The sequence below is a fragment of the Methylocystis sp. Se48 genome (genome assembly GCF_056269425.1).
In genome coordinates this window covers 1917535-1940234 of the sequence record NZ_CM149850.1, presented here as the reverse complement: position 1 = coordinate 1940234, position 22700 = coordinate 1917535, and the positions used below count along the sequence as shown (strand labels likewise).

Annotated in this window: 28 protein-coding genes, 4 tRNA genes and 1 pseudogene; 18 read left to right on the top strand and 15 right to left on the bottom strand. The window is 65.7% G+C overall.

Annotation, left to right across the window (positions count from 1 at the left end; genetic code table 11):
- Positions 1-17 precede the first annotated feature (17 nt).
- Positions 18-102, bottom strand: a tRNA-Leu gene (locus ACV959_RS09570).
- Between the two features lie 154 nt (positions 103-256).
- Here ACV959_RS09570 and ACV959_RS09565 point away from each other — a divergent pair.
- Together ACV959_RS09565 and ACV959_RS09560 are read left to right on the top strand one after the other, a co-directional pair.
- On the top strand, positions 257-835 hold the full coding sequence (locus ACV959_RS09565) for a YqaA family protein (RefSeq protein ID WP_475736383.1): 579 nt from the start codon (positions 257-259) through the stop codon (positions 833-835).
- 2 nt (positions 836-837) lie between these two features.
- Positions 838-1359, top strand: coding sequence for a disulfide bond formation protein B (locus ACV959_RS09560; RefSeq protein ID WP_475736382.1), 522 nt, complete (start codon positions 838-840; stop codon positions 1357-1359).
- Here the strand turns inward: ACV959_RS09560 and rlmN are convergent.
- Positions 1327-2499 carry a dual-specificity RNA methyltransferase RlmN gene (rlmN, locus tag ACV959_RS09555; RefSeq protein WP_475736381.1) on the bottom strand — a complete coding sequence of 391 codons (1173 nt, stop codon included), beginning with the start codon at positions 2497-2499 and terminating at the stop codon, positions 1327-1329. The two genes, ACV959_RS09560 and rlmN, sit on opposite strands and share 33 nt — an antisense overlap.
- Positions 2500-2602: 103 nt before the next feature.
- Between rlmN and ACV959_RS09550 the strand changes: the two genes are divergently transcribed.
- Positions 2603-3937, top strand: coding sequence for a glycosyltransferase (locus tag ACV959_RS09550; RefSeq protein WP_475736380.1), 1335 nt, complete (start codon positions 2603-2605; stop codon positions 3935-3937).
- A 161-nt stretch (positions 3938-4098) separates the two neighbouring features.
- On the opposite strand, the gene ACV959_RS09545 is transcribed toward ACV959_RS09550, so the two are convergent.
- The 6 genes from ACV959_RS09545 to ACV959_RS09520 all read right to left on the bottom strand — a co-directional run bounded on the left by ACV959_RS09545 (position 4099) and on the right by ACV959_RS09520 (position 6445).
- Positions 4099-4308: a cold-shock protein gene (locus ACV959_RS09545; protein WP_475736379.1), complete on the bottom strand. Its 210-nt coding sequence runs from the start codon at positions 4306-4308 to the stop codon at positions 4099-4101.
- 43 nt (positions 4309-4351) lie between these two features.
- Positions 4352-4600 carry a hypothetical protein gene (locus ACV959_RS09540; protein WP_475736378.1) on the bottom strand — a complete coding sequence of 83 codons (249 nt, stop codon included), beginning with the start codon at positions 4598-4600 and terminating at the stop codon, positions 4352-4354.
- A 28-nt stretch (positions 4601-4628) separates the two neighbouring features.
- A complete protein-coding gene (locus tag ACV959_RS09535) occupies positions 4629-4871 on the bottom strand; it encodes a hypothetical protein (RefSeq protein WP_475736377.1) in 243 nt (80 codons plus the stop codon).
- A 6-nt stretch (positions 4872-4877) separates the two neighbouring features.
- Positions 4878-5021, bottom strand: a complete 144-nt coding sequence (locus tag ACV959_RS09530; protein WP_475736376.1) for a hypothetical protein — start codon at positions 5019-5021, stop codon at positions 4878-4880.
- Between the two features lie 128 nt (positions 5022-5149).
- Positions 5150-5362 (bottom strand): cold-shock protein, encoded by a 213-nt coding sequence (locus ACV959_RS09525; protein WP_475736375.1) that lies wholly within the window; start codon positions 5360-5362, stop codon positions 5150-5152.
- A 210-nt stretch (positions 5363-5572) separates the two neighbouring features.
- A complete protein-coding gene (locus ACV959_RS09520; protein WP_475736374.1) occupies positions 5573-6445 on the bottom strand; it encodes a methyltransferase domain-containing protein in 873 nt (290 codons plus the stop codon).
- Between the two features lie 272 nt (positions 6446-6717).
- Here ACV959_RS09520 and ACV959_RS09515 point away from each other — a divergent pair, with 272 nt between their 5' ends.
- The 4 genes from ACV959_RS09515 (at position 6718) to ACV959_RS09500 (ending at position 9700) form a co-directional block, all read left to right on the top strand.
- Entirely contained in the window at positions 6718-7245 is a 528-nt protein-coding gene (locus tag ACV959_RS09515; protein WP_475739631.1) for a L,D-transpeptidase, read from the top strand.
- A 385-nt stretch (positions 7246-7630) separates the two neighbouring features.
- On the top strand, positions 7631-8134 hold the full coding sequence (locus tag ACV959_RS09510) for a type III secretion system chaperone family protein (protein ID WP_475736373.1): 504 nt from the start codon (positions 7631-7633) through the stop codon (positions 8132-8134).
- Positions 8131-8958, top strand: a complete 828-nt coding sequence (proC, locus tag ACV959_RS09505) for a pyrroline-5-carboxylate reductase (protein ID WP_475736372.1) — start codon at positions 8131-8133, stop codon at positions 8956-8958. The genes ACV959_RS09510 and proC overlap by 4 nt, the downstream gene beginning before the upstream one ends.
- Before the next feature lie 76 nt (positions 8959-9034).
- Positions 9035-9700: a TetR/AcrR family transcriptional regulator gene (locus ACV959_RS09500; protein ID WP_475736371.1), complete on the top strand. Its 666-nt coding sequence runs from the start codon at positions 9035-9037 to the stop codon at positions 9698-9700.
- Between the two features lie 51 nt (positions 9701-9751).
- Here the strand turns inward: ACV959_RS09500 and ACV959_RS09495 are convergent, their stop codons facing one another.
- From ACV959_RS09495 to ACV959_RS09485, 3 genes are read right to left on the bottom strand one after another with little or no spacing between them, the layout of a single operon-like run.
- On the bottom strand, positions 9752-11125 hold the full coding sequence (locus tag ACV959_RS09495; RefSeq protein WP_475736370.1) for an ATP-binding protein: 1374 nt from the start codon (positions 11123-11125) through the stop codon (positions 9752-9754).
- Positions 11126-11134: 9 nt separating this feature from the next.
- On the bottom strand, positions 11135-11899 hold the full coding sequence (locus ACV959_RS09490) for a response regulator (protein ID WP_475739629.1): 765 nt from the start codon (positions 11897-11899) through the stop codon (positions 11135-11137).
- A 13-nt stretch (positions 11900-11912) separates the two neighbouring features.
- Positions 11913-12440 carry a MarR family winged helix-turn-helix transcriptional regulator gene (locus tag ACV959_RS09485; RefSeq protein ID WP_475739628.1) on the bottom strand — a complete coding sequence of 176 codons (528 nt, stop codon included), beginning with the start codon at positions 12438-12440 and terminating at the stop codon, positions 11913-11915.
- 201 nt (positions 12441-12641) lie between these two features.
- Here ACV959_RS09485 and ACV959_RS09480 point away from each other — a divergent pair, with 201 nt between their 5' ends.
- Positions 12642-13535 carry a branched-chain amino acid aminotransferase gene (locus tag ACV959_RS09480; RefSeq protein ID WP_475736369.1) on the top strand — a complete coding sequence of 298 codons (894 nt, stop codon included), beginning with the start codon at positions 12642-12644 and terminating at the stop codon, positions 13533-13535.
- Between the two features lie 48 nt (positions 13536-13583).
- Here the strand turns inward: ACV959_RS09480 and ACV959_RS09475 are convergent, their stop codons facing one another.
- From ACV959_RS09475 to ACV959_RS09465, 3 genes are all read right to left on the bottom strand, one after another.
- Positions 13584-14066, bottom strand: a complete 483-nt coding sequence (locus ACV959_RS09475) for a hypothetical protein (RefSeq protein ID WP_475736368.1) — start codon at positions 14064-14066, stop codon at positions 13584-13586.
- Positions 14067-14108: 42 nt separating this feature from the next.
- On the bottom strand, positions 14109-14699 hold the full coding sequence (locus ACV959_RS09470; protein ID WP_475736367.1) for a hypothetical protein: 591 nt from the start codon (positions 14697-14699) through the stop codon (positions 14109-14111).
- Positions 14700-14841: 142 nt separating this feature from the next.
- Complete coding sequence (locus tag ACV959_RS09465; RefSeq protein ID WP_475736366.1) at positions 14842-16296, bottom strand: aspartate aminotransferase family protein; 1455 nt, start codon at positions 16294-16296, stop codon at positions 14842-14844.
- 462 nt (positions 16297-16758) lie between these two features.
- Here ACV959_RS09465 and ACV959_RS09460 point away from each other — a divergent pair, with 462 nt between their 5' ends.
- From ACV959_RS09460 to ACV959_RS09415, 10 genes and pseudogenes are all read left to right on the top strand, one after another.
- Complete coding sequence (locus ACV959_RS09460) at positions 16759-17328, top strand: cold-shock protein (protein ID WP_475736365.1); 570 nt, start codon at positions 16759-16761, stop codon at positions 17326-17328.
- A 74-nt stretch (positions 17329-17402) separates the two neighbouring features.
- Complete coding sequence (locus ACV959_RS09455; RefSeq protein ID WP_475736364.1) at positions 17403-17888, top strand: DUF192 domain-containing protein; 486 nt, start codon at positions 17403-17405, stop codon at positions 17886-17888.
- 76 nt (positions 17889-17964) lie between these two features.
- Positions 17965-18041, top strand: a tRNA-Pro gene (locus ACV959_RS09450).
- 151 nt (positions 18042-18192) lie between these two features.
- Positions 18193-18504: an ETC complex I subunit gene (locus tag ACV959_RS09445; protein ID WP_475736363.1), complete on the top strand. Its 312-nt coding sequence runs from the start codon at positions 18193-18195 to the stop codon at positions 18502-18504.
- Between the two features lie 18 nt (positions 18505-18522).
- A tRNA-Arg gene (locus tag ACV959_RS09440) sits at positions 18523-18599 on the top strand.
- 234 nt (positions 18600-18833) lie between these two features.
- Positions 18834-18910 (top strand) — tRNA-Arg (locus ACV959_RS09435).
- A 19-nt stretch (positions 18911-18929) separates the two neighbouring features.
- Positions 18930-19733, top strand: a complete 804-nt coding sequence (locus tag ACV959_RS09430; protein WP_475736362.1) for a DUF2865 domain-containing protein — start codon at positions 18930-18932, stop codon at positions 19731-19733.
- A 110-nt stretch (positions 19734-19843) separates the two neighbouring features.
- Positions 19844-19942, top strand: a pseudogene (locus ACV959_RS09425) (nuclease PIN); the annotation flags it as partial.
- Between the two features lie 14 nt (positions 19943-19956).
- Positions 19957-20430, top strand: a complete 474-nt coding sequence (locus ACV959_RS09420) for an NUDIX hydrolase (protein WP_475736361.1) — start codon at positions 19957-19959, stop codon at positions 20428-20430.
- Between the two features lie 25 nt (positions 20431-20455).
- The gene (locus ACV959_RS09415; RefSeq protein WP_475736360.1) at positions 20456-21475 is read left to right on the top strand and encodes a hypothetical protein; all 1020 of its coding nucleotides are present in this window, start codon (positions 20456-20458) and stop codon (positions 21473-21475) included.
- Here ACV959_RS09415 and metC read toward each other — a convergent pair.
- Entirely contained in the window at positions 21459-22613 is a 1155-nt protein-coding gene (metC, locus tag ACV959_RS09410; RefSeq protein WP_475736359.1) for a cystathionine beta-lyase, read from the bottom strand. The two genes, ACV959_RS09415 and metC, sit on opposite strands and share 17 nt — an antisense overlap.
- Between the last annotated feature and the right edge of the window lie 87 nt (positions 22614-22700).

The following is a 22700-nucleotide window of genomic DNA, read 5'->3' as shown; positions in this document are numbered from 1 at the left end:
GCTGGAGAACAGCGATTTGGTGCCCCTGGCCGGAGTCGAACCAGCACTCCTTGCGGAACTCGATTTTGAGTCGAGCGCGTCTACCAATTCCGCCACAGGGGCCCAGGCGCGGAGGAGGTTCGAAAACCGCGACCGCCGAGCGCGCGGATATTAGCCGTGCGCGGGGCTCCGTCAACCCGGCGGCCGCCTTCTTTAGGTTAAACTTTTCGTGGTAACGGCAGGATCGAACCGTGACGCCCGATCCGCACGAGGCAAAATGAAAAAGCTTTACGACTGGACCATGTCGCTCGCCTCCAGCAAGCATGCGCCCATCGCGCTCGGGGCCATCGCTTTCGCCGAGAGTTCGTTCTTTCCCGTGCCGCCGGACGTGATCCTCGTGCCGATGACGCTCGCCGAGCCGAAAAAGGCCTGGTATTTCGCCGCGCTGTGCACCATCGCCTCTGTCTCGGGCGGGGCGCTGGGCTACGCTTTCGGCGCGCTGTTCTACGATACGATCGGGCTGTGGCTCATCAATCTCTACGGCTATGCGGAGAAGATGAACGCGCTGCGCGCCTTCTACGCCCAGTGGGGCGCGATCTTCATTCTGGTGAAGGGCTTCACGCCTATCCCCTACAAGCTCGTGACCATCGTCTCGGGTCTGCTCGCCTATAATTTCCCGCTGTTCATCGCCCTTTCGTTCATCACCCGCGGCGCGCGATTCTTCCTGCTCGCGGCGGCGATCAACCATTTCGGCGACACGATCCGCCTGAAACTCGAGCGCCATTTCGGCCTGTTCGTCGGCTCGCTCGCGGTGATCGTCGTGGCCGGCTTCGCGCTCGCCGCGAAAATGTTCTGACCATGATCGATCTCGGCCGTCTCGCCGCGCCGCGCAACCTTGCGGCGCTCATCCTCGCGGCGTCGCTCGCGACGATCGGCGGCGCGTGGGTTTACGAAGCGCTTGGCTATCTGCCCTGCGAGCTTTGCTATAGGGAGCGCGTTCCCTATTACGCCGCTTTTGCGCTGGCGCCGCTCGCGGGCTTCGCCGCGCAGACGGGGCGGGCAGGGCTCGCGCGGGTCGCCTTCCTGCTGATGGCGGCGCTCTTCGCCGGCGACGCGGCGCTGTCGATCTACCATTCCGGCGTGGAGTGGAAGATTTTCCCGGGGCCGGGCGACTGCTCCGGCGCGCTGCAAACCGCCGGGTCGGTCGAGGACTTCATGAAGCAGTTGCAGACCGTGAAGGTCGTGCGCTGCGACGAGCCGACCTTGTGGGTGCTAGGATTGACGCTGGCGAACTGGAATGTGGCGATAACGGCGGCGCTGGCCTGGATCGCGACGGCGGGCGCCCGTTCACTCCGCCGCCAGCCGCGCCCGGGCGCGTAGTTTTTCCGTTTCGCTCTTCAATTGCCCGCAGGCGGCTAGAATGTCCCTGCCGCGCGGCGTGCGCACGGGGCTCGCGTAGCCGGCGTTGAAGACAATGTCGGAGAAGCGTTCGATCGTCTCCCAGTCGGAGCATTCATAGGGCGCGCCGGGCCATGGATTGAAGGGGATCAGATTGATCTTCGCCGGGACGCCCTTGAGCAGCCGCACGAGTTCGCGCGCTTCGGCCGGGCTATCGTTCACGCCCTTGAGCATCACATATTCGAAGGTGATGCGGCGGGCGTTGCTGGCGCCCGGATAGCGGCGGCATGCCTGAAGCAATTCCCTGATCGGATATTTCCTGTTGAGCGGCACCAGTTCGTTGCGCAGATCGTCGCGCACGGCGTGGAGCGAAATCGCGAGGGCAGGGCCGCATTCGGCGCCGAGCGTCTCGATCTGCGGCACGACGCCAGACGTCGAGACCGTGATGCGGCGCTTGGAGAGGGACAGCCCGTCGCCGTCCGCCATGACCTCGATCGCGGCCATGACGTTGTCGATGTTGTAAAGCGGCTCGCCCATGCCCATGAAGACGATGTTGGAGACCGCGCGCACGCCCTCGCCCGAGGGCACGAGCCCGTCCGTCGGCCGTTCGCGGCCGGGGAAGTCGCCGAGCCGCTGGCGCGCGACGAGAAGCTGCCCCACGATCTCCGCGGTCGTCAGATTGCGCACGAGCTTCTGGGTGCCGGTGTGGCAGAAACTGCAATTGAGCGTGCAGCCCACCTGCGAGGAGACGCAGAGCGTGCCGCGGTCGCTCTCGGGGATGTAGACGCACTCGACTTCCGCGCCCTTGTCCAGCGCGTCGACGGGCGCGAGGCGCAGCAGCCATTTGCGGGTGCCGTCGACCGAAACCTGTTCTTCGACGATTTCCGGCAGGCGCAGCGCGAAGGCGCCGTCCAGCGTCGCGCGCAAAGCCTTGGAGACGTTGAGCATGTCGCCGAAATCGCGGGCGCCCCGGAAATAAATCCAGTGCCAGAGTTGCGACACGCGCATGCGGATTTCACGCTCGGGCAGGCCGAGCGCGCTCAAAGCGTCGCCGATCTCCGCGCGGGTCATGCCGGCGAGGGAGGGTTTGTCGTCGGCCACGAGGCCATCCTTCCGTGACATTCTCACTGTCATCTCTAGACCATATCGCCGAATGATCAATGCAGGGCGCCAACATAGGGTTGTCGGGACGCTGCTTTTGGATTAGCGGTTCTTTTTCAGAAGCTTGGCTCTGGAGCAGCCCCTGACCGCGCGAAAAATCCTCATCGCCACCTTCGGCTCGCTCGGCGACCTCCATCCGTTCGTCGCCCTGGCCCTCGCCCTGGCGCGCGAGGGATTCGAGCCGGTCATCGCCACGAGCGGCGCCTATGCCGACTACATCCGGGCCGAAGGACTGGCTTTCGCGCCGATCCGCCCGGACGCCGACGATCTCACGACGCGGCTCGACATGGATATGGGGGCGATCGCCCGCCGCATGGCCGAAGACGACAAGTTTCTCTTCGACACCCTCATATTTCCACATCTGCGGGAAAGCTACGACGATCTTTTTGACGCAAGCGGGGAGGCGGTCGCCATCGTCGCCCATAGCCTCGCCTTTTCGGCGCGTCTCGTTGCCGAGGCCAGGGGGCTGCCGCTCGTCACGGTGCTGCTGTCGCCGATGATGCTCTATTCGGCCTATGATCCGCCGCTCGGCTCCCGCGTGCCGTTGCGCCGCGCGCCGGTCTGGCCCGTCGAGATCGCCTACAACCGCTTTCTGCTCTGGTCGCTGTCCCACGCCGTCGCCCTTTGGGCGGAGCCATTGCGCCGCCTGAGGCGGGAGTTGGGCCTCAAACCGCGTTATGGTCTGGACCTTCTGCTGGGCGTGAAGTCGAGCGACGCGATCATCGGCCTGTTCAGCCCCAAGCTCGCGCCGCCGCAGCCGGACCACGGCTCCCGGACGCTGGTGGCCGGCCATACGTTCCACGACCGCTACGGGGTGGGCGGCGCGCTTTCGTCCGCGCTAGAGGCATTTCTCGAGGCGGGAGAGCCGCCGATCGTCTTCACGCTCGGCAGCTTCGTCGCGCGGGCGCGCAACGCGTTTTATCGGGATTGCATGGCGGCGGCGCAAAATCTGAGGCGCCGGGCGGTGCTGCTTGCGCATGAGGACGACGTGCCTGCTATCGCAACGGACCTGCCGCGCGACATGCATGTGGCCCCATATGCCCCGCATTCGCTGATCTTCCCGCGCGCCTGCGCGGTGGCGCATCATGGCGGCGTGGGCACGTCGGGGCAGGCGCTGCGCGCCGGACGCCCGCAGCTCGTCACGCCCTTCCTTGGCGACCAGTTCGACAACGCCGAGCGGCTGACCCGCATCGGAGTCGCTCGCGCGACGGATGGAAAATCGGCGAACGCCGGCATCCTCCAGCGCGAGCTGGAGGCGCTGCTGTGCGACGGGCGTTGCGCGCGACGGGCCGCCGAAATCGGGCCGTCGGTCGGACAGGAGGACGGCGCCTCGGTCGCCGCTTCGTGTATCTCGCGGCTTCTGGACGGACAAGAGCGGCGGGCGCCTGCGCCATGTTAAGCCGAGTTATCGTGGCGTTCGCCGCGCTGGCGGCGGCGTCGGCGGCCGGGGTCGACGTAATTCTGCGTCTTGCCCCCGGAGTGTGCAGGGGATGGGCCGCCTCTCGATCACGGATCCGGTCCATAAACGCGGCGTGACCAAGCCCGAGACGCCGGAGACGATCAAACAGGCTGGAGGGCGTCTGCGAGGAAGCGGCCGCTTCGCTTGTCGACGAAGAGCTCGTAGCCGATCCGCTGACCCTCCGCCAGCGTCGTGAGGCCCGCGCGCTCGATCGCGCCGGCGTCCACGAAAACGTCCGGCCCTTCGGCGTCCGGTTCGATATAGCCGAAGCCATCCGCCGCGCTGAACGACTTTACAACGCCATAGTCCATGGAGTTTCCTTTCGGCGGAAAGCCTCCGCCGCCCGCCGGCGCGCTATTTGCCCCGGCGTCGCAAGGGGAAAGAGCCGCTGTCATAGAGCGGCTTGATCTCGCGACCGAAATATTGCGTTTCGTTCACTTCGAGCGAACAACTGTCGAGAACTTTCGGCGCAAGTTCCTCGACCGCGAAGCGGATCGCCTCCGCAGCGGCCGTAAAACGCCGGAAGACCAGCGCCTTTTGCCGCCCGCCGGCTTTCTTGGCGTAGAACAGCGAAGCTTCCATTCGATAGTCTTTCGCGTCCATTATCGCCTCCGAGATGTATCGCCCCAGCTCACGCGATGCGTTCGATCGCCGTCTCGACGACGACGCGCTCCTGGCCGTCCCGATCCGCCTTGATGCGGTATTGCAAACCCTGTCCGCCGTCAGGCAGCTGCCGCGTCACGCGAAACGGGGTTCTTTCCGACGCGAAGCCGACTTTGTAGGTCACATGCGCGCCGACGGCGTATTTGTGGGTCGCCGCGGCCGTCGGCCTGGCGATCCGAAACCGCTCGCGCGCATTGATGAAATCGGTCATGCCGCCTCACGTGTGTTTTTTGTTGCGGTCTTGCGCTTTCAGTTTCTCGACCGTGGCCCAGGTCTCGCTCGCAGCGAGGGGGGCGCCGGACTGCTTCGCCTTCTTCGGCTTTTTGGGCTCGCGATTGCCGCGGCGTTGTTCTTTGGCCATGTCGGTCGACCTCGGGCTGGAGGGAAAAAGGTCTTCGCGGGAGCGGCGAACATAGTGCGCCGCCGCCCCCGCGATCCGTGGCCGCTGGACCGCGGAACATTCCGCGGCCAGCCGGGAAACGCCGGAAATCAGCCCTGTAGTTGCAGTTGGTCCGCGGCGTATTTGCCGCTGCGCCTGTCGACCAGAACCTCGTAGCTGACTTTCTGACCCTCGGCGAGCGAGCGAAGGCCGGCCCGTTCGATTGCGGAGATGTGAACGAACACGTCAGGACCGCCGGCTTCCGGTTGAATGAAGCCGAAACCCTTGTCCGCGTTGAACCATTTCACGACGCCAGTATTCATGGGGTGTCCTTTCCAGGAACGGTTTCGCGCCAGCTGGAAGCGCCGACGCTGGTAGATCGAAGTTCTGGAGAGGAAGTCACAAGCCGACGCGCCCAAGGCGAGAAAGAAAGCAAGATCGTCTGGCCGAAACCCGATAATATCAAGATAGAGATATTTTCCAGAATAGCAATCGAGCGCCCGGAAATATTTTCGAGCGCGCATTTTTCAGATTCAAATGTCCTTGTCTCGGGCCGCCTTCATCGCCTCTTCGAGGCGCATGGTCGCGGAACCGGGTTTGGCGGGCCTTTGCTGGCTCTCGTGCGGCGCCCAGCCGGAAATCCAGACGATTTCGAAGCTCGCGCGCACGCGGCCGTCGGGGTCCGAGAAGCGCTCGGCGTAAATCTGCGCGGCGCGGGCCAGAACGTCGCGGCGCATCGGCCGCGTCGAGCGCCTGACCAGCGCATTGGCGGCGCCCATGGCGCGCAGGTCGGCCATCAAGGCGAGCGCCGAATCATAGCGCAGCGTGAAGCTGTCGACGTCGGCGACGGGCAGGGCGAAGCCCGCGCGCTGCAAGAGCCCGCCTATGTCCCTCACGTCCACGAAAGGCGAGACGCGCGGGCTCGCGCCCCCGGTAATCTCCTCTTCCGCCTGCGCGAGCGCCGCGCGCAATTCGACGAGGCTGGAGCCGCCCGGCAGGCAGGCCAGAAACAGGCCGTCCGGCGCGAGCGCGCGGCGCACCTGCGCGAAGACGCCGGGCAGGTCGTTGACCCATTGCAGCGCCATGCCGGAGACCACGAGATCGAACGAGGCCGGCGCGAAGGGCAGAGCCTCCTCGTCTACGACCGCGGCGGCGCCGCCGAACCGGCCGGCCCGCAAGGGCGCGGCGCGTCCGCTCGCCACGATCGCCTCCGAGAAATGGGCCGCGGGGGCGCCGAGATCGAGTGAACGCGGGAATTCCCTCTTAACGGTCAGAAGCCGGTCCAGAAGGTCGTCCGCGGCCCGCGTCAGCAGGAAGTCCGGCGCGCCTTTGGCGAGCGCCTTCTCGAGCCGCCGGCGCAGCAGCGCGCGGTCGAAAATCTGTGGCGGGGAAGCTTGATTCGTCATCGCTTTTTTCTATCGCGCAGCCACGTCAAGAGGGCAAGTCGCGCAAGATGCGGATTCCGGGCGGGCGTAGGCCTGACAGGCGCGAAAAAGAGGCCGCAAAGGGTGTTGCTGTCGTGCAACATACGGAAAAACTTAACCTTAAGCCCTAACCGCAAGACGCGGAACGCTTCGACAAGCCCATCGCGGAACGTAAAATGCCGTCATCGAAATTTCCGTCTCGGCCGCTCAGGCAAGGGTGAACTGCAATGCGTAGCTCGCGTTCCGTCTATCGTATGCCGCGTTTCAACGGGTTCCGGTTCACGCTGCTGGGCGCCGTCGCCGCGCTTGGCCTCGCCGTTTTGCCGCAGGGCGCGCTCGCGCGCGACATCGTCTCGTTTTCGCCCGACGTAGAGCCCGGCACGATCGTCATCAGCGCCAGCCAGCGCAAACTCTTCTATGTCGTCGGCCCGGGCGTCGCGATCCGCTATCCGGTCGCCGTGCCGAAACGCGGGAAGGAATGGTCCGGCTACGCCTCGATCGACGGCAAATATTTCCAGCCGGATTGGGCGCCGCCCGCGGTCGTGCGCGCGGATCATCCGGAACTGCCGGGTTTCATTCCGGGCGGCTCGTCCCGCAATCCCATGGGCGTCGCGGCCCTGACCCTCGACCGCGGCGAGATCGCGATCCACGGCACGAGCCCGAGGATGCGCGCCTCGATCGGCACCGCCGCCTCCTATGGCTGCATCCGCATGCTGAACGAGGACGTCTCCGACCTCTACTCGCGCGTCAGCATCGGAACGCCGGTGATGATGGAGCCCTGAGCGGGGCGGGCGCCTCGCCCGCCGAAAGCGGGGCGCCGTCGCTTTCCGCGCCAAAGGAGTTGGCGCCGCTGATTCGAACCAAAAAAGTAATGGCGGATTTCTCCAGAGTTTTTTCGCAGCAAATTCGCGTCTTGTTGTGGAAGGGGGCGGCGGGCCCATAGACGCAGGAGGCCGAATCCCGCAGTCTGCGCCCAGGTTGACGCGCGCTTCGCGGCTGAACCGTCACGCGTTTCTGAACAGGTGGAGTATAGTGGCTCTGGCGGGTGATTCGTCCGCCCCGGACTCTCTGCTCGAAGGAGGCGCCTGTTACTCGAAGTCTCGTGATGCGTCGTCCCAAGTTTGTTCAAGTCGCCGCGTCCTGCTGACACCCCGAAAAGGTTGGCTCATGCTGATCGCTACCGAAAAAGAAACAGAACGCGCCGAACATCCGGTGGATGTTGTGGAGCAATTGGCCGCCACCAACGACTGGTCCTTCGATCGCGAAGATCAAGACGAGATTTCGATTTCCGTCGCCGGAGCCTGGACGGAATATCACGTCGCCTTCACCTGGCTGCCGCAGATCGAGACGCTTCACGTCAGCTGCGCCTTCGATCTCAAGGCCCCCGAGCGGCGTCGCGCCGAAGTCATGGCGCTCGTCAACGCCATCAACGAGCAGATGTGGATCGGGCACTTCGATTTCTGGCCGCAGGAAGGCGTCGCGATGCACCGCCACGGGCTGATGCTCTCCGGCGGCGCGCAACCGTCGGCGTCGCAATGCGCCGCGCTGCTCGAAAACGCGCTCTCGGCCTGCGAACGCTATTATCAGGCGTTCCAGTTCGTGCTGTGGGCCGGCAAATCCGCGCGGGAAGCGCTCGACACGGCTAATTTCGAGACGAAGGGCGAAGCGTGAGCGCCGCCCTCAACGGCGTCGCGGTCGCGCTGATCGGCGCCGGCAACATGGGCCTCGCCCTGCTGGAAGGCTGGGCGGCGCAGGGCCTCGCCGAAGACAGGGTCACGGTGATCGAGCCGAACCCGTCGAATCGCCTGCGCGACTTGTGCGCCGCTCGGGGCTATGCGCTGTCCGCCGCGCCCGGCGCCGGGGCGGCCTGCGACGCCGTGATTCTGGCGGTCAAGCCGCAGATGCTCGAGGCGGGAGCCGTCGCCGCAGCGCCTTTTATAGGGCCGGATTCCGTCGTCGTTTCGATCCTCGCCGGCAAGCGCATCGCCGACCTCTCGGCGCGACTGCCCGCCGCCTGCGCCATCGTCCGCGCCATGCCGAATACGCCGGCCGCCATCGGGCGCGGAATGACCGGCGCCTTCGCGAGCGCCGCCACGAGCGAGGCGCAGCGAGCTCTGGCCCATGCGCTGCTCGCCGCCGCCGGGCAGGTGGAATGGGTCGAAAGCGAGGCGCTGATCGACGCGGTGACGGCGGTCTCCGGCTCCGGTCCGGCCTATGTCTTTTATCTCGTCGAGTGCCTCGCCGCCGCCGGGGCGGACGCGGGGCTTCCCGCCGAGCTCGCGGCGCGTCTGGCGCGCGCGACGATCGAGGGCGCGGGCGAACTCCTGCACCGCCAGCCGGAAGTCAGCGCCGAGACCTTGCGCCAGCGCGTGACGTCGCCCGGCGGCACCACGGCGGCGGCGCTCGGCGTGCTGATGGCCGACGATGGACTTGCGCCGCTCATGGCCCGCGCCGTCGCCGCAGCGAGGGCGCGGGCGGCCGAACTCTCCGGCTGAGCCTGCCGCGGCGCGCCTTGCCAAGCGCACCCCCGACGATAACTACAGTGAAAATCAGTAGACACCGGAGACGAAGATGAGCGCGCGCAACAGAGTGATCGACGCCGCCCTCGCTTTGGCGGCCCGTCGCGATTTCGGCGACGTCAGCCTTGCCGACATTGCTCACGAGGCGGAGATTTCGCTCGCGGATTTGCGCGACCTCTTCCCCTCCAAGGGGGCGATCATCGGCGGTTTCAACCGGCGGATCGACCGCGAAGTGTTGGAAAAGGTCGCGGGCGACGGTTCTCATGACCCCGCGCGCGACCGTCTCTACGAGGTGCTGCGCAAGCGCCTCGAGGCGCTGGAGCCGCATCGCGAGGCGCTGGCGAGCGTGGCGCGCTGGGCGGGGCGCGACCCGTTGATCGCGACCGCCCTCAACAGGGAAACGGTGAACTCCATGCGCTTCATGCTCGAAGCTGCGGAGATAGACTGTGACGGGCCGGTCGGTTCGGTGAAGTTGCAGGGCCTCGCGCTCGCCTGGGGCCGTGTCCTCGACGCCTGGTTCGAGGAGGGATTTTCAGCCGCGCTCGAGACGCTCGACCGCGAGATCGCGCGCGGCGAGCGCTACGTCGAGCATGTCGAGGACATCGCCCGCTTCACGCGGCCCTTCGCGGATATGGCGGCCAGGCTGTTCGAGTGGGGCGGCCTGCGCCGTCGCCGCCATCATGATGCGGACGAGGACTATCCGCACCCGAACGCGTGACCAGCGCGGGCCGACCGGTCGGCGCGCCGCGGTAAAAGAGCGATCGCGCCGTCAGATCGGCAACGTCACGGTCGCCCGCAGGCCGCCGAGCGGGCTGCGGTCCAGGGCGATCTCGCCGCCGTGCGACCGCGCGATGTCCCTGGCGATGGCGAGACCCAGCCCCGAATTGCCGCCCTCCGTCTGAGAGCGCGACTCGTCCAGACGATAGAAGGGCCGGAAGGCGTCCTCCCGCCGTTCGACCGGAATGCCGGGGCCGTCGTCGTCGATATGGATAGTCAACGACTCGCCGTCGTTGATCGCCGTGAACACCATCCTCTTGCCGTAGCGCTGGGCGTTGCCGACCAGATTTGCGAGAAGCCGCTTGATCGCCGCCGGACGGGCGAGTATGACCGGCGCGCCGTCGGTCGTCATCTCGACCGAAATGCCGCGGCGCTCGGTGTCGGCCTTCAGCTCTTCGAGAATGAGGCCGACGTCCGTGGGCGCCGAGGTTTCGCCGCCGTCGCCGCGCGCGAAAGCCAGATAGGCCTCGACCATGCGCTCCATCTCGTCGACGTCCTTGCGCATCTCGACCGCCTCGTTGCTGTCGCCCATCAACGCGAGCGAGAGCTTGAAGCGCGTGATGATGGTGCGCAGATCATGCGAGACGCCGTTGAGCATGGTCGTACGCTGCTCGATCGCGCGCTCGACGCGACGTTTCATTTCCAGAAAGGCGTGGCCGGCCTGACGAACTTCGCGCGCGCCGCGCGGGCTGAACTGCACGTCGCGGCCCTTGCCGAATTCCTCCGCCGCATGGGCGAGACGCAGGATCGGACGAATCTGGTTGCGCAGGAAAGAGGTGGCGATGGCCAGAATGATGATCGAGGCGATCGCCATCCACATGAAGAAGATGTAGGAGTTCGAGGCGTAGGCGTGGGTGCGGGTGACGAGCATCCGCAGCGTCGCATCGTCGAGCGCGACCCGAATCTCGATGAGATTGCCGGGCAGATTGGCGTTGATCCAGTAGGGCTGAAGCAGCTTGCGCGCGAGTTCGGCCGTCAGCGCCTTGTCGAGCAGCGCAAGGATCGATTGCTTCGCCGCAGGCGGCGGCAACGGCTCCTTCGGCAGTACTGAGACCTCCATGTTGAGGTCGAGCGCCGCGATGCGGCGAAGCTGGCTATGGGCCGCGTCGTCCGGAAAGGTTTGATAGATGTCCACGACGGCGGCGACTTGCCGCGCCACCGCGCCCGAGAGGCGATAGGTGACGACCTCCCAATGCCGCTCCATGAAGACATAGGCCACCGCCGACTGGAGCAGCACGACGGGCAGAATGACGATGAGCAGCGCCCGCGCGTATAGCCCCTTGGGCATCCGCGCATGCAGCCAGTCTGCGAAGCGGCGCCAGAGCTGGCGCGGCGCGGAAAGGAACTGACCGATGACGAGGGACATTTGGCGCCTCTAGCTTTGCAAGCTGACGGACCGCGGCGGCTCCGACAGCAGCCGGTAACCCTGACCGCGCACGGTTTGAAGATAGCGCGGCGCATTCGGGTCGCTCTCGATCTTGCGTCGCAGCCGCGCGATTTCGACGTCGACGCTGCGCTCGGCCGCGTTCTGGTCAGAGGCGCGACGCGCGAGAGTCTGGCGCGGAACGATGGCGCCAGCGTGGTCGACGAGCGTCCGCAACAGGTCGCGTTCGCGGGTGGTCAGCCGCACCGGCGCGCCGGCTTTGGTGAGTTCGCCGCGCAAAGGGTCGAAAGCGAAGAACCCGAAGCGAACGAGCGCATCGGCGCGCTCCGTCCGGCGCGCGCGACGCAGGATGCTCGCGATGCGCAGGGAGAGTTCGCGCGGATCGAAAGGCTTGGCGAGATAATCGTCGGCGCCGGCCTCGAGACCCTCGACGCGGTTCGCCGTCTCCGTGAGCGCGGTGAGCATGAGGATCGGCGCGGAACGCAGGGGCTCCGGCCCTTCGCGCAGCCGCGCCGCGAATTGGGCGCCGCTTTCGCCGGGCATCATGACGTCGAGGACGATCAGATCGAAGACGAAGTCCCGCATCCGCTCCGCGGCCTCCGCCGTATCGGCGGCGGCGCTGACGAAATAGCCCTCCCTGACGAGATAACGGGAAAGCAGCGTGCGGATACGCCGATCGTCGTCGACGACGAGGATATGCGCGCCTTTGGCGGCGTTCGCGGCCTTGAACGGCGCGGCGGCGCGCGTGGAGATCATGGCCATGGCGCGCTCATCTCTTTTCCCGGCCAAGATCGGGGCGCCCGAGATGCGCGCGCACCCGGTCCCTTTCCGTCGCGTCGACCATCGCGAAAAGAAAGGCCGCCGCCGCGCCGCGCGACGCCGCCGGCATTTCCTCCAGCACGCGGCGAAAGCGCGCCGACTGAAGCGCCGCGAGCTCGCGGGCGAGCTTGGCGCCCTTGGGCGTGGGATAGAGCAGGCGCTGACGCCGGTCGACGGCGCCGGCCCGCGACTCCACGAAACCCGCGTCGAGAAGCTGCTTCAGAACGCGATTGAGGCTCTGCTTCGTGATTTTCAGAATGTCGAGCAGCGCCGCGATGGCGAGGCCCGGGCGCCTATGCACGAAATGCAGAACGCGATGATGCGCGCGGCCAAAACCGTAATTCTCGAGCAACCGGTCCGCGTCGCCGACGAAGTCGCGATAGGCGAAGAAAAACAGCTCGACGAGATCGAGGGCTTCCGCGTCGTCTTCCCGCGTCGCAGGATGCAGGGTCCGCGCACAGGGCGCCGCCGGACCGATCGGCGCCCTCGGGGCGGTCTTTCGCTGGAGCACTTCGCTCAAGACACTGATTTCCCGGCTGTTGGCTGTCGCTTCCGCATCGCCGCGGGGAGCGCTTATACGTCAGCTATATTGACATATTTCTGACCGATGGCTAGTGCTGGCGAAGCGTCGCAGCGGCCGCCCGGTCCTCTCGAAGACGCCGCTTTCCCGGAGCTTGCAATGATGGTCCCGCCCTTCGATCAGCGCGACGGATTCATTTGGCAAAACGGCGCGCTCGTTCCGTGGCGCGACGCCAAGCTGCATGTCCTGTCGCATGGGCTTCACTACGGTTCTTGCGTGTTCGAGGGCGAGCGCGCCTACGGCGGCGTGATCTTCAAGTCGCGCGAGCATTCCGAGCGATTCAAACGATCCGCGCAGCTGCTCGATTTCGAGATCCCCTATACGGTCGAAGAACTCGACGCCGCCAAGGACGCGACGCTGAAGGCCAACAATCTCGTCAATTCCTATGTCCGCCCGGTCGCGTGGCGCGGCAGCGAGATGATGGCCGTCGCCGCACAGAATTCGACGATCCACGTCGCCATCGCGGTGTGGGACTGGCCGAGCATGTTCGACATCGCCGCCAAGATGAAGGGCGTCAAGCTCGACATCGCGGAATATTGCCGTCCCGATCCGCGCACGGCGCCGTCGATGGCCAAGGCCGCCGGCCTCTATATGATCTGCACCATCTCCAAGCACCGGGCCGAGCGGCGGGGCTACGCGGACGCGCTGATGCTGGACTGGCAGGGCAGGGTGGCCGAGTGCACCGGCGCGAATGTCTTCTTCGTGAAGGATGGCGCGTTGCACACGCCGATCGCGGACTGCTTCCTCGACGGAATCACACGTCGAACGGTCATCGACCTCGCCCGGCGCCGCGGGATCGAAGTCGTCGAGCGCCGGATCGTGCCGGAAGAAATGGCAGGCTTCCAGGAATGCTTCATCTGCGGCACGGGCGCAGAAGTCACGCCGGTCTCGGAAATCGGACCTTACAAGTTCACGCCCGGCGCCGTGTCGCGCGCGCTGGTCGAGGACTACGAAAAGGAGGTCAACGCGGCCTCTCAGGGCCTGGACCTTTAGCCGCGCCGAAATAATTGCGGCGGCCTCCCGGGCCGCCGCTTTTTTGTCTCAGTAAACCGTTTCGCAGTGGCAGCGCTTGCGCACCACGCGATACTGCGTGACCGGCTGGTACTGCACCGTATTGTAGGCGCGATAGGTCGTCACCGGCACGTAATGCGTTCGGACATAGGGGCGATAGACCGTCTGCGGCACAGCATAGGCGCGTTCGTAGGTCTGGTCGTAGCCATAGCCGCCGTTCACATAAACGTCGGCCGCGCTGTAGGCCGCGCGCCGGTAAGGGGCGCCGCCATAACCAGCCGCCGGATGCTGATAGGCGCCAGTGTAGTAGCTGTCGCCGTAAACGGCCCCGCCGCCGACTCCGATTCCGCCGCCGAAGCCGACGCCGGCGCCATAGCCATAGGTCGGACCCGGCGCATAGCCGCCGCCGAAGAAGGGCGAGGTGAAATCCTGCGCCGAAACCTCGCTCGCCGCGAAAACGCCCGCCGCGGCGCCGGCCAGCGCCAGAAACCGGAACATGGAAACGAAACTCATGACACTCACCCTCTACTAGAAGCGCTCATGCGCCATTGAAGCTCAATCCTGCGCGTGATGGCGAGCGCCTTTTCGCATTGCGCGGCTCTTGTTCTCGGGCAGGTAAAAGATGTGCTGCGAAGGACGGTAAACGGTAACCGGGGCATAGCCTGTCGGGCGCCGATAGTAACCGTCATCGACATAGCGATCGTCGTAGGACGGACGCGAGACATAGAGACGGCTGTAACCGTCGTCGCCATAGAAAACACCGCCGCCGCCGTAGAATCCGCCGTCGCGGCGGCGATTGTCGTAATGGTTGTAAGTATAAATGTTGGCTGCGCCGCCATAGGCGACGTTGCCGCCGCCTCCACCGCCGCCATAGCCGCCGTAACCGCCCCACAGCGGGCCGATCACCGGCTGATAGCCGCGCCAGCTCCCGCCATACCATCCGGCGGCCCCGGTCGGGCCTTGTCCGGGCGCGTAAGCTCCAGCCCCATAAGCCGGCGCGCCGCCGCCCATTCCGCCGCCGCCTCCGGCGCCTCCGCCGCCTCCTCCCGCGCCGCCGGCGCCGGCCGCTTGCGCCAGCGCGGCGCCGGACATCAGCGCGAGCGCTCCCGCCAATGCGGCTGACCGGATTCCCGAAATGAAACGCATGACCGAGGCCCTTTCGTATCGCAACGGTTCGACTTCCGCGGCGATGAGCCGAAGTCGACCGAATTTGGGACGCCTTGACCGCGTCCCTGATACATCGGGCAAATAGCGTTCCCGTTCCGGCGGCCCAGCGGCGCGCGCGGCGTCAGCCGTTCATGCGCGCCTTGATCGCATGTTCCGCAAGCGTCTTGCCGAGCGACCAGACCGCCGAGGCGTTGTGGGCGTCGGCGATCACGGCGTCGAATGAGGTTTCGATCCAGTCGCAGTCGGCGTCGCTCAGGGTGAGCGCCGGCAGAAGCTTGATCGTCGGATTTCCGTGCCCGGCGACCTGGGTGAGAACCTTGTGGTTCTTGAAGAGCGGAATGCAGATGAGCTGGCCGAACAGGCCGGAGTTCGCCGTCTCCAGCAGGTTCCAAGTGGCTTTCAGCATGAGCGACTTCGGCGGGCCGAATTCGACGCCGATCATCAATCCCTTGCCGCGCACGTCGGAGATGAGTTCGTAGCCTTCGGCCATCTTTCGGAAGGAGGCGAGCAGGCGCTCGCCCTTCGCGGCGGCGTTCTCAATGAGGCGCTCGTTCTCCAGCACGTCGAGCGTCGCGACGCCCGCCGCCATCGCAAGGTCGTTCTTGCTGAAGGTCGAGCCGTGCACAACCGCGCGATCCATTCGGTCGAAGACCTTGTCGAAGATCCATTTGCGCGTGAGCACGGCGCCGACCGGCACATGCCCCCCAGAAAGCGCCTTCGCGACGACCACCATGTCGGGTTCGACGCCGGGGAAATGCTCGATCGCGAAGAATTTGCCCGTGCGGCCGAGCCCGGTCTGGATTTCGTCGGCGACGAACAGCGTGCCGTATTTGCGGCAAAGCGCCTGCGCGCCGGCGAGGTAATCGTCCGAGGGGATGTTGACGCCCTTGCCTTGGATCGGCTCGACGAAGAAGGCGGCGACGTCGCGGCCGGCCAGCGCCTGCTCGAGCGCCGGCAGGTCGTCGAAGGGAATTTCCTGCGCGTTCGGCAATAGCGGGCCGAATCCTTTCTTGAAAATCTCGTCGCCGTTCATGGACAGCGAGCCATAGGTCAGGCCGTGAAAGGAATGCGCGCAATGCAGAATGCCGGGGCGTCCCGTCGCGGCGCGGGCGAATTTGATCGCGGCCTCGATCGACTCCGCGCCCGAATTCGCGAAGAAAACCTTCTCGAGATAGGGCGCCCGCCCGATCAGCTTTTCCGCGAGCACGCCCGCGAGCGTAGAGACGTCGAGCTGAACGAGATTGGCGAATTCGCCATCCAGCACGCTGACGAGCGCGTCTCGCACCGCCGGATGATTGCGGCCGAGCGCGAACACACCCCAGCCGCTCAGGAGGTCGAGATAGCGGTCGCCCTTGCGGTCCCACAAATAGGGCCCGAGCCCGCGCACGAAGCCGACGTCGTAGCCGATCGTCCTCAGCACGCGCACCCACATTTCGTTGAGATACTTTGCGTGCAGGGAAAAGCGCTCGCCCTCGCGCGCGGCCGCGAGCGCGGCGAGATCGTAAGGCGAAGGAGCGCGCGCGCCGGCTCCGTCCGCAACGGAAACGCTCGATTGCGTGGTCGACAGATCAGTCATGCGGCGGCTCCAGAATGTGGCGAAGATTGGCGCGGGTCGTCCCGACAAATCCGCGCCCGTTTCGATTGCGCGCATGGCGAAATTTGTCAAATCCGGCGAATCGGCGCCTCGGACGCCGCCGCCCGTTCCGGGACGGCGCTACGCGCGGCCGCATCGGCGAGGGAGCATACGAACGCCATGAAACGAAACGCCGCGCAGCCGGCGGTGGAAGTCGAATTGTTTTGAATCGCTTGTGAAAGACATGCGCAAAGGCTCCGGCCGGCAGGTCGGCGCGCGTGGCGCGTGTATCCACAGCCATTCGGTCGAGAGCGTGAAATCTCTGGTTGGATGAGCCGCGACCAATGCTATGTTCTGCCCAGTGATTCATTTGCCACGCAGCGATTCGAGATTGCATAAACTCGCTGTCTGCGCCGGTCGAATGCTCTGGATCAGCACTGGGGAGTTGGTCGGTTGGGAGCGAAGGTGACTTTTCAGGATGAGTTGGGCGCTACGTCCACCGCCGCCGAAGGGGAAGAGGCCCTCGATCTCGTCGAGGTAGCAGGTCGCATCAAATGGTTCGATGTCGCGAAAGGCTACGGATTCGTCGTGCCGGACGACGGCGCGCCGGATATTTTGCTGCATGTGACCATTCTTCGCCGTAGCGGCCTGCAAACCGCTTTCGAGGGCGCGCGCATCGTGTGCGAAGCGCAAAAGCGGTCGAAGGGCATGCAGGTATTCCGCGTCATCGCGATGGACGAGACGACCGCCGTGCATCCGGCGCAGTCTTCCGCCGGACGCACGCATGTGCAGGTCAAGGCGACGAGCGGCTACGAGATCGCGATCGTGAAGTGGTTCAACCGCGTGAAGGGATTCGGCTTTCTTACGCGCGGAGAGGGCACGGAAGACATTTTCCTGCACATGGAGACCGTGCGCCGCTTCGGCATGACGGAGCTGAAACCCGGCGACAGCGTGCTCGTTCGCTACGGCGACGGTCCGAAGGGATTGATGGCCGCGGAAGTGCGTCCGCTTGAGGCCAAGAACCCGTCTCACTGATCGGGCTCCCGTCGAGTCGCGCTCGTTTCGTGATGCGATCAAAGGGGGCGCGCAACTTTTCTCAGAGGCGCACCATGCCCTTTCCAGCGCCGATCCTCGCAAGGCTTACAGCAAAGCTTGCGCTCGTCTTCATGCTGGCGAGCGCGCTTCTCGCCGCCGCGCCGGCCGCGGGCGCGGAGGCGGCGCTTCAAAAGCTTCAGATTGTCACCGCAAGCGGAACCCACGATTTCCGCGTCGAACTCGCGGACACGCCGGCCGAACGGTCGCGCGGGCTCATGCATCGACGCGCCATGCCGCAGGATCAGGGCATGCTCTTCGACTTCCATGCCGAAGGGTCGGTCATGATGTGGATGAAGAACACTTATATCCCGCTCGACATGGTCTTCGTTTCGCGCGCGGGCGTCGTCACAAACGTCGCCGCGGATACGGTTCCAATGTCGGAAGAGATCATTTCGTCCGGCGGGCCGGTTTACGCCGTGATAGAATTCAATGCGGGAACCGCGCGCCGCATCGGGCTGAAGCCCGGCGACGAAGTTCGCCATCCGGCGTTCAAACGGTGAGGCGTCCGCCTTGTGAGCCGCGGCGCCGCATGGTAGCCAAGGCGGCGAGGCTAGGGGAGCCGGGGTTCGGTTCCGTCGGGGTATAGCGCAGCCTGGTAGCGCGGAAGTTTTGGGTACTTCAGGTCGCAGGTTCGAATCCTGCTGCCCCGACCAGCCTTCTGGACGCCCAGGACCAAGCGTTTCCGCAACGAGGTTGCAATTTTTCGCTGTCCGAATACGAAGAAGTCCGCCGCGTCGCTTGCCGCCGGGAAATGTGAAACCGACGAAGCCGGGCGCCCCGCCGCAGTCGAAGCAAGAGGTTGAGATGACCGCCCGCATCTATCGTCAGTCGCCCAGCGTGACTCAGTCAGGCCCCGGCCCCGCCAGGCCCTGGCGGCTCGATTTCGATCCGGAGACGCCGCGCTCGCTCGATCCGCTGATGGGCTGGACCAGTTCGAGCGACATGAAGCAGCAGATTCGCCTGCGCTTCGCCTCGAAAGAAGAGGCGGTCGCCTACGCCGAGCGCGCCGGCGTGCCTTATCGCGTCGAGGAGCCCAAGCCGGACACGGCGTCACGCCGCCTCGCGTCCTATTCGGACAACTTCAAGACCAATCGCATTGGTTTGTGGACGCACTGACAAACAGCGCGTCCACTCGGCCCCGTAGCTCAGCCGGATAGAGCAACTGCCTTCTAAGCAGTAGGTCGCAGGTTCGAATCCTGCCGGGGTCGCCAGCAAGGCAGGACGACGGACCGAACCCCGTTCATGGATAGCGTGATCCGGGCCGGCGGGGTCAGCCCCCGGAGCGCGTGGCTATGGCAAGCGATTTTTTTTTGTCCTGTCGCCAGAATCGACATTTTTTGCTAGCAGCATGCCAGACGAGCCGCCGAGGCGAGGAAACAGGCTTGGCCGAGGGCGACGGCCAAATGAGAAATTTTCCGCCGCCAGGGCCGGCGCGGGAGCGAAAAGGCTCCGTAGCTCAGCTGGATAGAGCAACTGCCTTCGAAGCAGTAGGTCGCAGGTTCGAATCCTGCCGGGGTCGCCAGCGCGGCGGAAACAGGGGAATGGAAACGGCGAAGATGCGGCTCATCCGGTCAAAATCGATGCGAATCGCTGCGCTTCTCGCGCTCGCTGCGCTGGCGGCGGCGTCGCCGGGCCGCGCCGAGGGGCTTCTCGACTTCCTTTTCGGCCCCTCCGACCCGGCGCCGGCGCCGGCCGCCCCCCAGCGCGCGCCGCGCGACTCGGCCGCGGGCCGACGCGCGAAGTCATTCCAGAAGGCGCCCGTCGGCGAGATACGTTTCGCGAAGCCGCGCGAGAGCGACTCCAGCTCCGGATTTTCAGAGCCATCGACAGGCGGGTTCTGCGTCCGCACCTGTGACGGCTATTTCTTCCCGCTGATCAAATCGACCGAGGCGACGCGGCAGCAGTCCTGCGAATTCGCTTGTCCCTCCGCGCCGATGGAAATCTACGACGGCGCGACGATCGAAACCGCGCGAAATGCGAAAGGCCAGCGCTATTCGTCCCTGCCGGTCGCCTTCGCGTTCCGGGACCGGACGGCGAACAACTGCTCCTGCAACGATCCCCGGTCTTCCCAGGCGTATTTCGAGAAGATGGCGCGCTCGGACCCGACGCTGCGCTCCGGCGACGTCGTGGTGGAGGACGAGGGGGCGTTCGTCTACAGCGGCACGACTCTCGTTCCGCTGCGAAGCGCGTCCTTCATGTCCTCCCAATTGCGCGACCGTCTTCGTTTGATGCTGCGCCGGACCGCGGCGGCGAAACCCGCTGTGAACGAGGCGGCCGGCGGCGTTTCGACGAAGCCGGAGGTGGAAGTGAGCAAGGCCGACCGCACGGGCAGCACGACGCGCTGACGCGATTTAGAGCTTTACACGCGGCTGCGCTAGCGGCTATGAGGCCGAGCCGATTTATGACAGTTTTGTGACAGGATTCGGCGGCGCGGGTCGAAGGGGTGGGGGCGCGGATGCTGTCGTGGTTTCAGGCGCTTACGCCCAGGGAACAGCGTTTCTTCGACCTTTTTGAGCGACATCCCGAGGCGCTTGCCGCGGCGTTCTACGCGCTGACGAGCGTCTCCCCATGAAGCCCGCCAAAAAGCCGCCGAAGAGCGCGAAGAAGGGCGGTTCATCCGCGGCGCCGCGGACGCAATACGCAGCGCTGCCCTGGCGCGCGGACGAGGCGTGCGGCGTCGAAATCCTCCTCGCCACCTCGCGGGACACGAAGCGCTGGGTGATCCCCAAGGGCTGGCCGATGAAAGGGAGAAAGCCGCATATCGTCGCGGCAATCGAGGCCCAGCAGGAAGCGGGACTCCACGGCAAGGTTGAGAAGGAAAAAATCGGCGAATACGAATATGAAAAACGTCTGAAGGGCGGGGCGTCCGTGACGTGCCGCGTCGAGGTTTTCCCGCTGCGCGTCGACATGCAGCGCAAGAAGTGGCCGGAAAAGGGCCAGCGCGCGATTTACTGGTTTCCCTACGCGACCGCCGCGGCGCAGGTGGACGAGCCGCAATTGCGTGAGATCATTCTGGCTTTCGGCGCGGCTTTTGCCAGATAAGCCGGCCGGGAGAGAGGCGGGGGCGATGGACTGGTTCGAGCGTTTGACCGGCTTTCGCGAGGAGGAATACGAACGCACGCGCGCGAAATTGTCGCTGGACCGCGGACGCCTCCGGTCTCTCGTCAACGGCGCCACCTATCGCGCCGGCGCCTTCGAACTCGTTTCGCTCGAAACACTGCGAGAAAGGGCGCGGCCGGCGCGGCGGGCCGGAAAGCTCCGTTTGACCCTGGTCCAGGGGGACGTCAGGGCCATGCATCGTGAGGCGCAATATCGAGGCGCGCTGTTTCAGGTCGCGTCCCAGTTCAACATGCTTGAAATGACGGGTCCGGACGTGACGCCGGAGGATGGTGTCACGCGTTACCAATACGACCGGACGCAGGGACCCGCCTGCGCCATCGCGGCCGGGGCGGCGACGATCTACCGGAACTATTTCGCGCCGGTCCAAGGCGGCGTCGGCCAGAGCGCGCGCCGTCAGCTCGACGGCCTCGCCGGAATTGGCGAGGCGTTGAGCAAGGCGCTGGGCGCGCCTGTTCGAGAACTCTGGGAGATGCGCAACGGCTATGCGTTGTGCCGTCGCGCCGGGCTCGACGCCATTTCCGATTTCCTCGCGCAGGCGGGTCCGGAAAAGGCAGACGCGCTGCGCGGCCGGCTGTCGATCGGCGTGCAGAGCGACACGGAAGCCACGGAGGCGGAGATTGAGCCGCGTCCTCTGGTTTCACAAGCCTTTTGCTCCGCTCTCCCCGTCGCCTACACCGGGATCGCGCCCAAGCATTGGCGGCCCTTCGCCACGCTTGTCCTCGAAGCGGCCTATGAAGCGACAATGTGGGCGGCGGTCCTGAACGCCGATCGAGGCGCATCGGACACGGTTTTGCTAACGCAACTCGGCGGAGGCGCGTTCGGCAATGACGAAGGCTGGATTCTGAGCGCGATGCGCAGGGCGCTCGAGGTGGTTTCTTCCTTCGATCTCGACGTCCGGATTGTCAGTTACGGCGCGCCGTCGCCGGGGCTTCGGGGCTTCGTTGAAAGCTTCACGAACCGCGATTAGACGTCATCCGCGCGAAACCCGCATCGAGGTCCGCCTTCAGATCCGCGACGTCCTCCAGGCCGATGGAGAAGCGCACGGCCGGCCCCTCCGGGGCCCAGCGCGTCGCCGTGCGGTAGGGCGCGCAATCGAAGGGCAGCGCGAGGCTCTCGTAGCCGCCCCAGGAAAAGCCGATGCCGAACAACTCCAGCCCATCGACGAAAGCGTGGAGGGCTTCCCTGGGAACCGGCTTCAGGATGATCGAAAAGACGCCGGACGCGCCGGAGAAATCGCGCTTCCACAGGGCGTGGCCGGGATGCTCGGGCAGGGCGGGATGCAGCACGCGCGCGACCTCGGGCCGGGCCGCGAGCCACCGCGCGAGCTCGATCGCGGCGCGCTCCTGTTCGCGCAGCCGGAGCGCCATGGTGCGCAGGCCGCGCAGCGCCAGAGAAGCGTCGTCGGGGCTCGCGCCGATCGCGAACATGTTGAAGGTATGGCGCAGCCGCTTCGCCCATCTGGCGTTGGCCGACACGAGGCCGATCAGAATGTCCGAATGGCCGGAAAGATACTTCGTGCCCGCCTCGATGGCGAGGTCGCAGCCGCGTTCGTGCGGGGGAAAGAAGAGCGGCGTCGCCCAGGTGTTGTCGATGACGACGCAGACCCCCTTTTCGCGCGCCGCCGCCGCAATGGCCGGGACATCCTGAATCTCCATGCTCTGCGAGCCGGGCGACTCGACGAGCACGGCGGTCGTTTCCGGCCGGATCAGCGCCGCGATTCCGGCCCCGATCGCGGGGTCGTAATAGGTCGTCGCCACGCCGAAACGCGCGAGAAAGCCGTCGCAGAAGCTGCGTGTCGGCGCATAGGCCGAATCCGTCACGAGAAGATGCGCGCCCGCTTTCGTGACGGTGAGGAGCGCGAGGGCGATTGCCGCAAGGCCGGAGGGAACGAGGACCGTATCCTGCGCGCCGGCGATTTCGCACCAGGCCTGCTCCAGCGCGCGCGTCGTGGGCGTGCCCTTCGTGCCGTAAGTATAGGGCTGATTCAGCGTCTCGATGTCCGCGACGGTCGGAAATAGCACGGTCGAGCCGCGATAGACGGGGGGATTGACGAAGCCGAAGTGATCGAACGGCGCGCGGCCGGCCTGCGTCACGAGCGTGGCCATTCGCTTTTTTCGCCGCTTTTGCTCGTTATTGGCTGCCATTGTCGCCCTCGACGCGCGGCGCTTCTGCTTGCGCCCGTTCGGAGCGAC

What these genes read in the sequence shown, in the direction of transcription:
- ACV959_RS09525 (WP_475736375.1), bottom strand. Translation starts at nt 5,362, where the DNA reads ATGAATACTGGCGTCGTGAAATGGTTCAACGCGGACAAGGGTTTCGGC.
- ACV959_RS09565 (WP_475736383.1), top strand. Translation starts at nt 257, where the DNA reads ATGAAAAAGCTTTACGACTGGACCATGTCGCTCGCCTCCAGCAAGCAT.
- ACV959_RS09515 (WP_475739631.1), top strand. Translation starts at nt 6,718, where the DNA reads ATGCCGCGTTTCAACGGGTTCCGGTTCACGCTGCTGGGCGCCGTCGCC.
- ACV959_RS09415 (WP_475736360.1), top strand. Translation starts at nt 20,456, where the DNA reads ATGGACTGGTTCGAGCGTTTGACCGGCTTTCGCGAGGAGGAATACGAA.
- ACV959_RS09490 (WP_475739629.1), bottom strand. Translation starts at nt 11,899, where the DNA reads ATGATCTCCACGCGCGCCGCCGCGCCGTTCAAGGCCGCGAACGCCGCC.
- ACV959_RS09475 (WP_475736368.1), bottom strand. Translation starts at nt 14,066, where the DNA reads ATGAGTTTCGTTTCCATGTTCCGGTTTCTGGCGCTGGCCGGCGCCGCG.
- ACV959_RS09560 (WP_475736382.1), top strand. Translation starts at nt 838, where the DNA reads ATGATCGATCTCGGCCGTCTCGCCGCGCCGCGCAACCTTGCGGCGCTC.
- ACV959_RS09500 (WP_475736371.1), top strand. Translation starts at nt 9,035, where the DNA reads ATGAGCGCGCGCAACAGAGTGATCGACGCCGCCCTCGCTTTGGCGGCC.
- ACV959_RS09545 (WP_475736379.1), bottom strand. Translation starts at nt 4,308, where the DNA reads ATGGACTATGGCGTTGTAAAGTCGTTCAGCGCGGCGGATGGCTTCGGC.
- ACV959_RS09530 (WP_475736376.1), bottom strand. Translation starts at nt 5,021, where the DNA reads ATGGCCAAAGAACAACGCCGCGGCAATCGCGAGCCCAAAAAGCCGAAG.
- ACV959_RS09470 (WP_475736367.1), bottom strand. Translation starts at nt 14,699, where the DNA reads ATGCGTTTCATTTCGGGAATCCGGTCAGCCGCATTGGCGGGAGCGCTC.
- ACV959_RS09480 (WP_475736369.1), top strand. Translation starts at nt 12,642, where the DNA reads ATGATGGTCCCGCCCTTCGATCAGCGCGACGGATTCATTTGGCAAAAC.
- ACV959_RS09535 (WP_475736377.1), bottom strand. Translation starts at nt 4,871, where the DNA reads ATGACCGATTTCATCAATGCGCGCGAGCGGTTTCGGATCGCCAGGCCG.
- ACV959_RS09455 (WP_475736364.1), top strand. Translation starts at nt 17,403, where the DNA reads ATGCCCTTTCCAGCGCCGATCCTCGCAAGGCTTACAGCAAAGCTTGCG.
- ACV959_RS09540 (WP_475736378.1), bottom strand. Translation starts at nt 4,600, where the DNA reads ATGGACGCGAAAGACTATCGAATGGAAGCTTCGCTGTTCTACGCCAAG.
- metC (WP_475736359.1), bottom strand. Translation starts at nt 22,613, where the DNA reads ATGGCCACGCTCGTGACGCAGGCCGGCCGCGCGCCGTTCGATCACTTC.
- ACV959_RS09445 (WP_475736363.1), top strand. Translation starts at nt 18,193, where the DNA reads ATGACCGCCCGCATCTATCGTCAGTCGCCCAGCGTGACTCAGTCAGGC.
- ACV959_RS09520 (WP_475736374.1), bottom strand. Translation starts at nt 6,445, where the DNA reads ATGACGAATCAAGCTTCCCCGCCACAGATTTTCGACCGCGCGCTGCTG.
- rlmN (WP_475736381.1), bottom strand. Translation starts at nt 2,499, where the DNA reads ATGTCACGGAAGGATGGCCTCGTGGCCGACGACAAACCCTCCCTCGCC.
- ACV959_RS09430 (WP_475736362.1), top strand. Translation starts at nt 18,930, where the DNA reads ATGGAAACGGCGAAGATGCGGCTCATCCGGTCAAAATCGATGCGAATC.
- ACV959_RS09465 (WP_475736366.1), bottom strand. Translation starts at nt 16,296, where the DNA reads ATGACTGATCTGTCGACCACGCAATCGAGCGTTTCCGTTGCGGACGGA.
- ACV959_RS09510 (WP_475736373.1), top strand. Translation starts at nt 7,631, where the DNA reads ATGCTGATCGCTACCGAAAAAGAAACAGAACGCGCCGAACATCCGGTG.
- ACV959_RS09420 (WP_475736361.1), top strand. Translation starts at nt 19,957, where the DNA reads ATGAAGCCCGCCAAAAAGCCGCCGAAGAGCGCGAAGAAGGGCGGTTCA.
- ACV959_RS09495 (WP_475736370.1), bottom strand. Translation starts at nt 11,125, where the DNA reads ATGTCCCTCGTCATCGGTCAGTTCCTTTCCGCGCCGCGCCAGCTCTGG.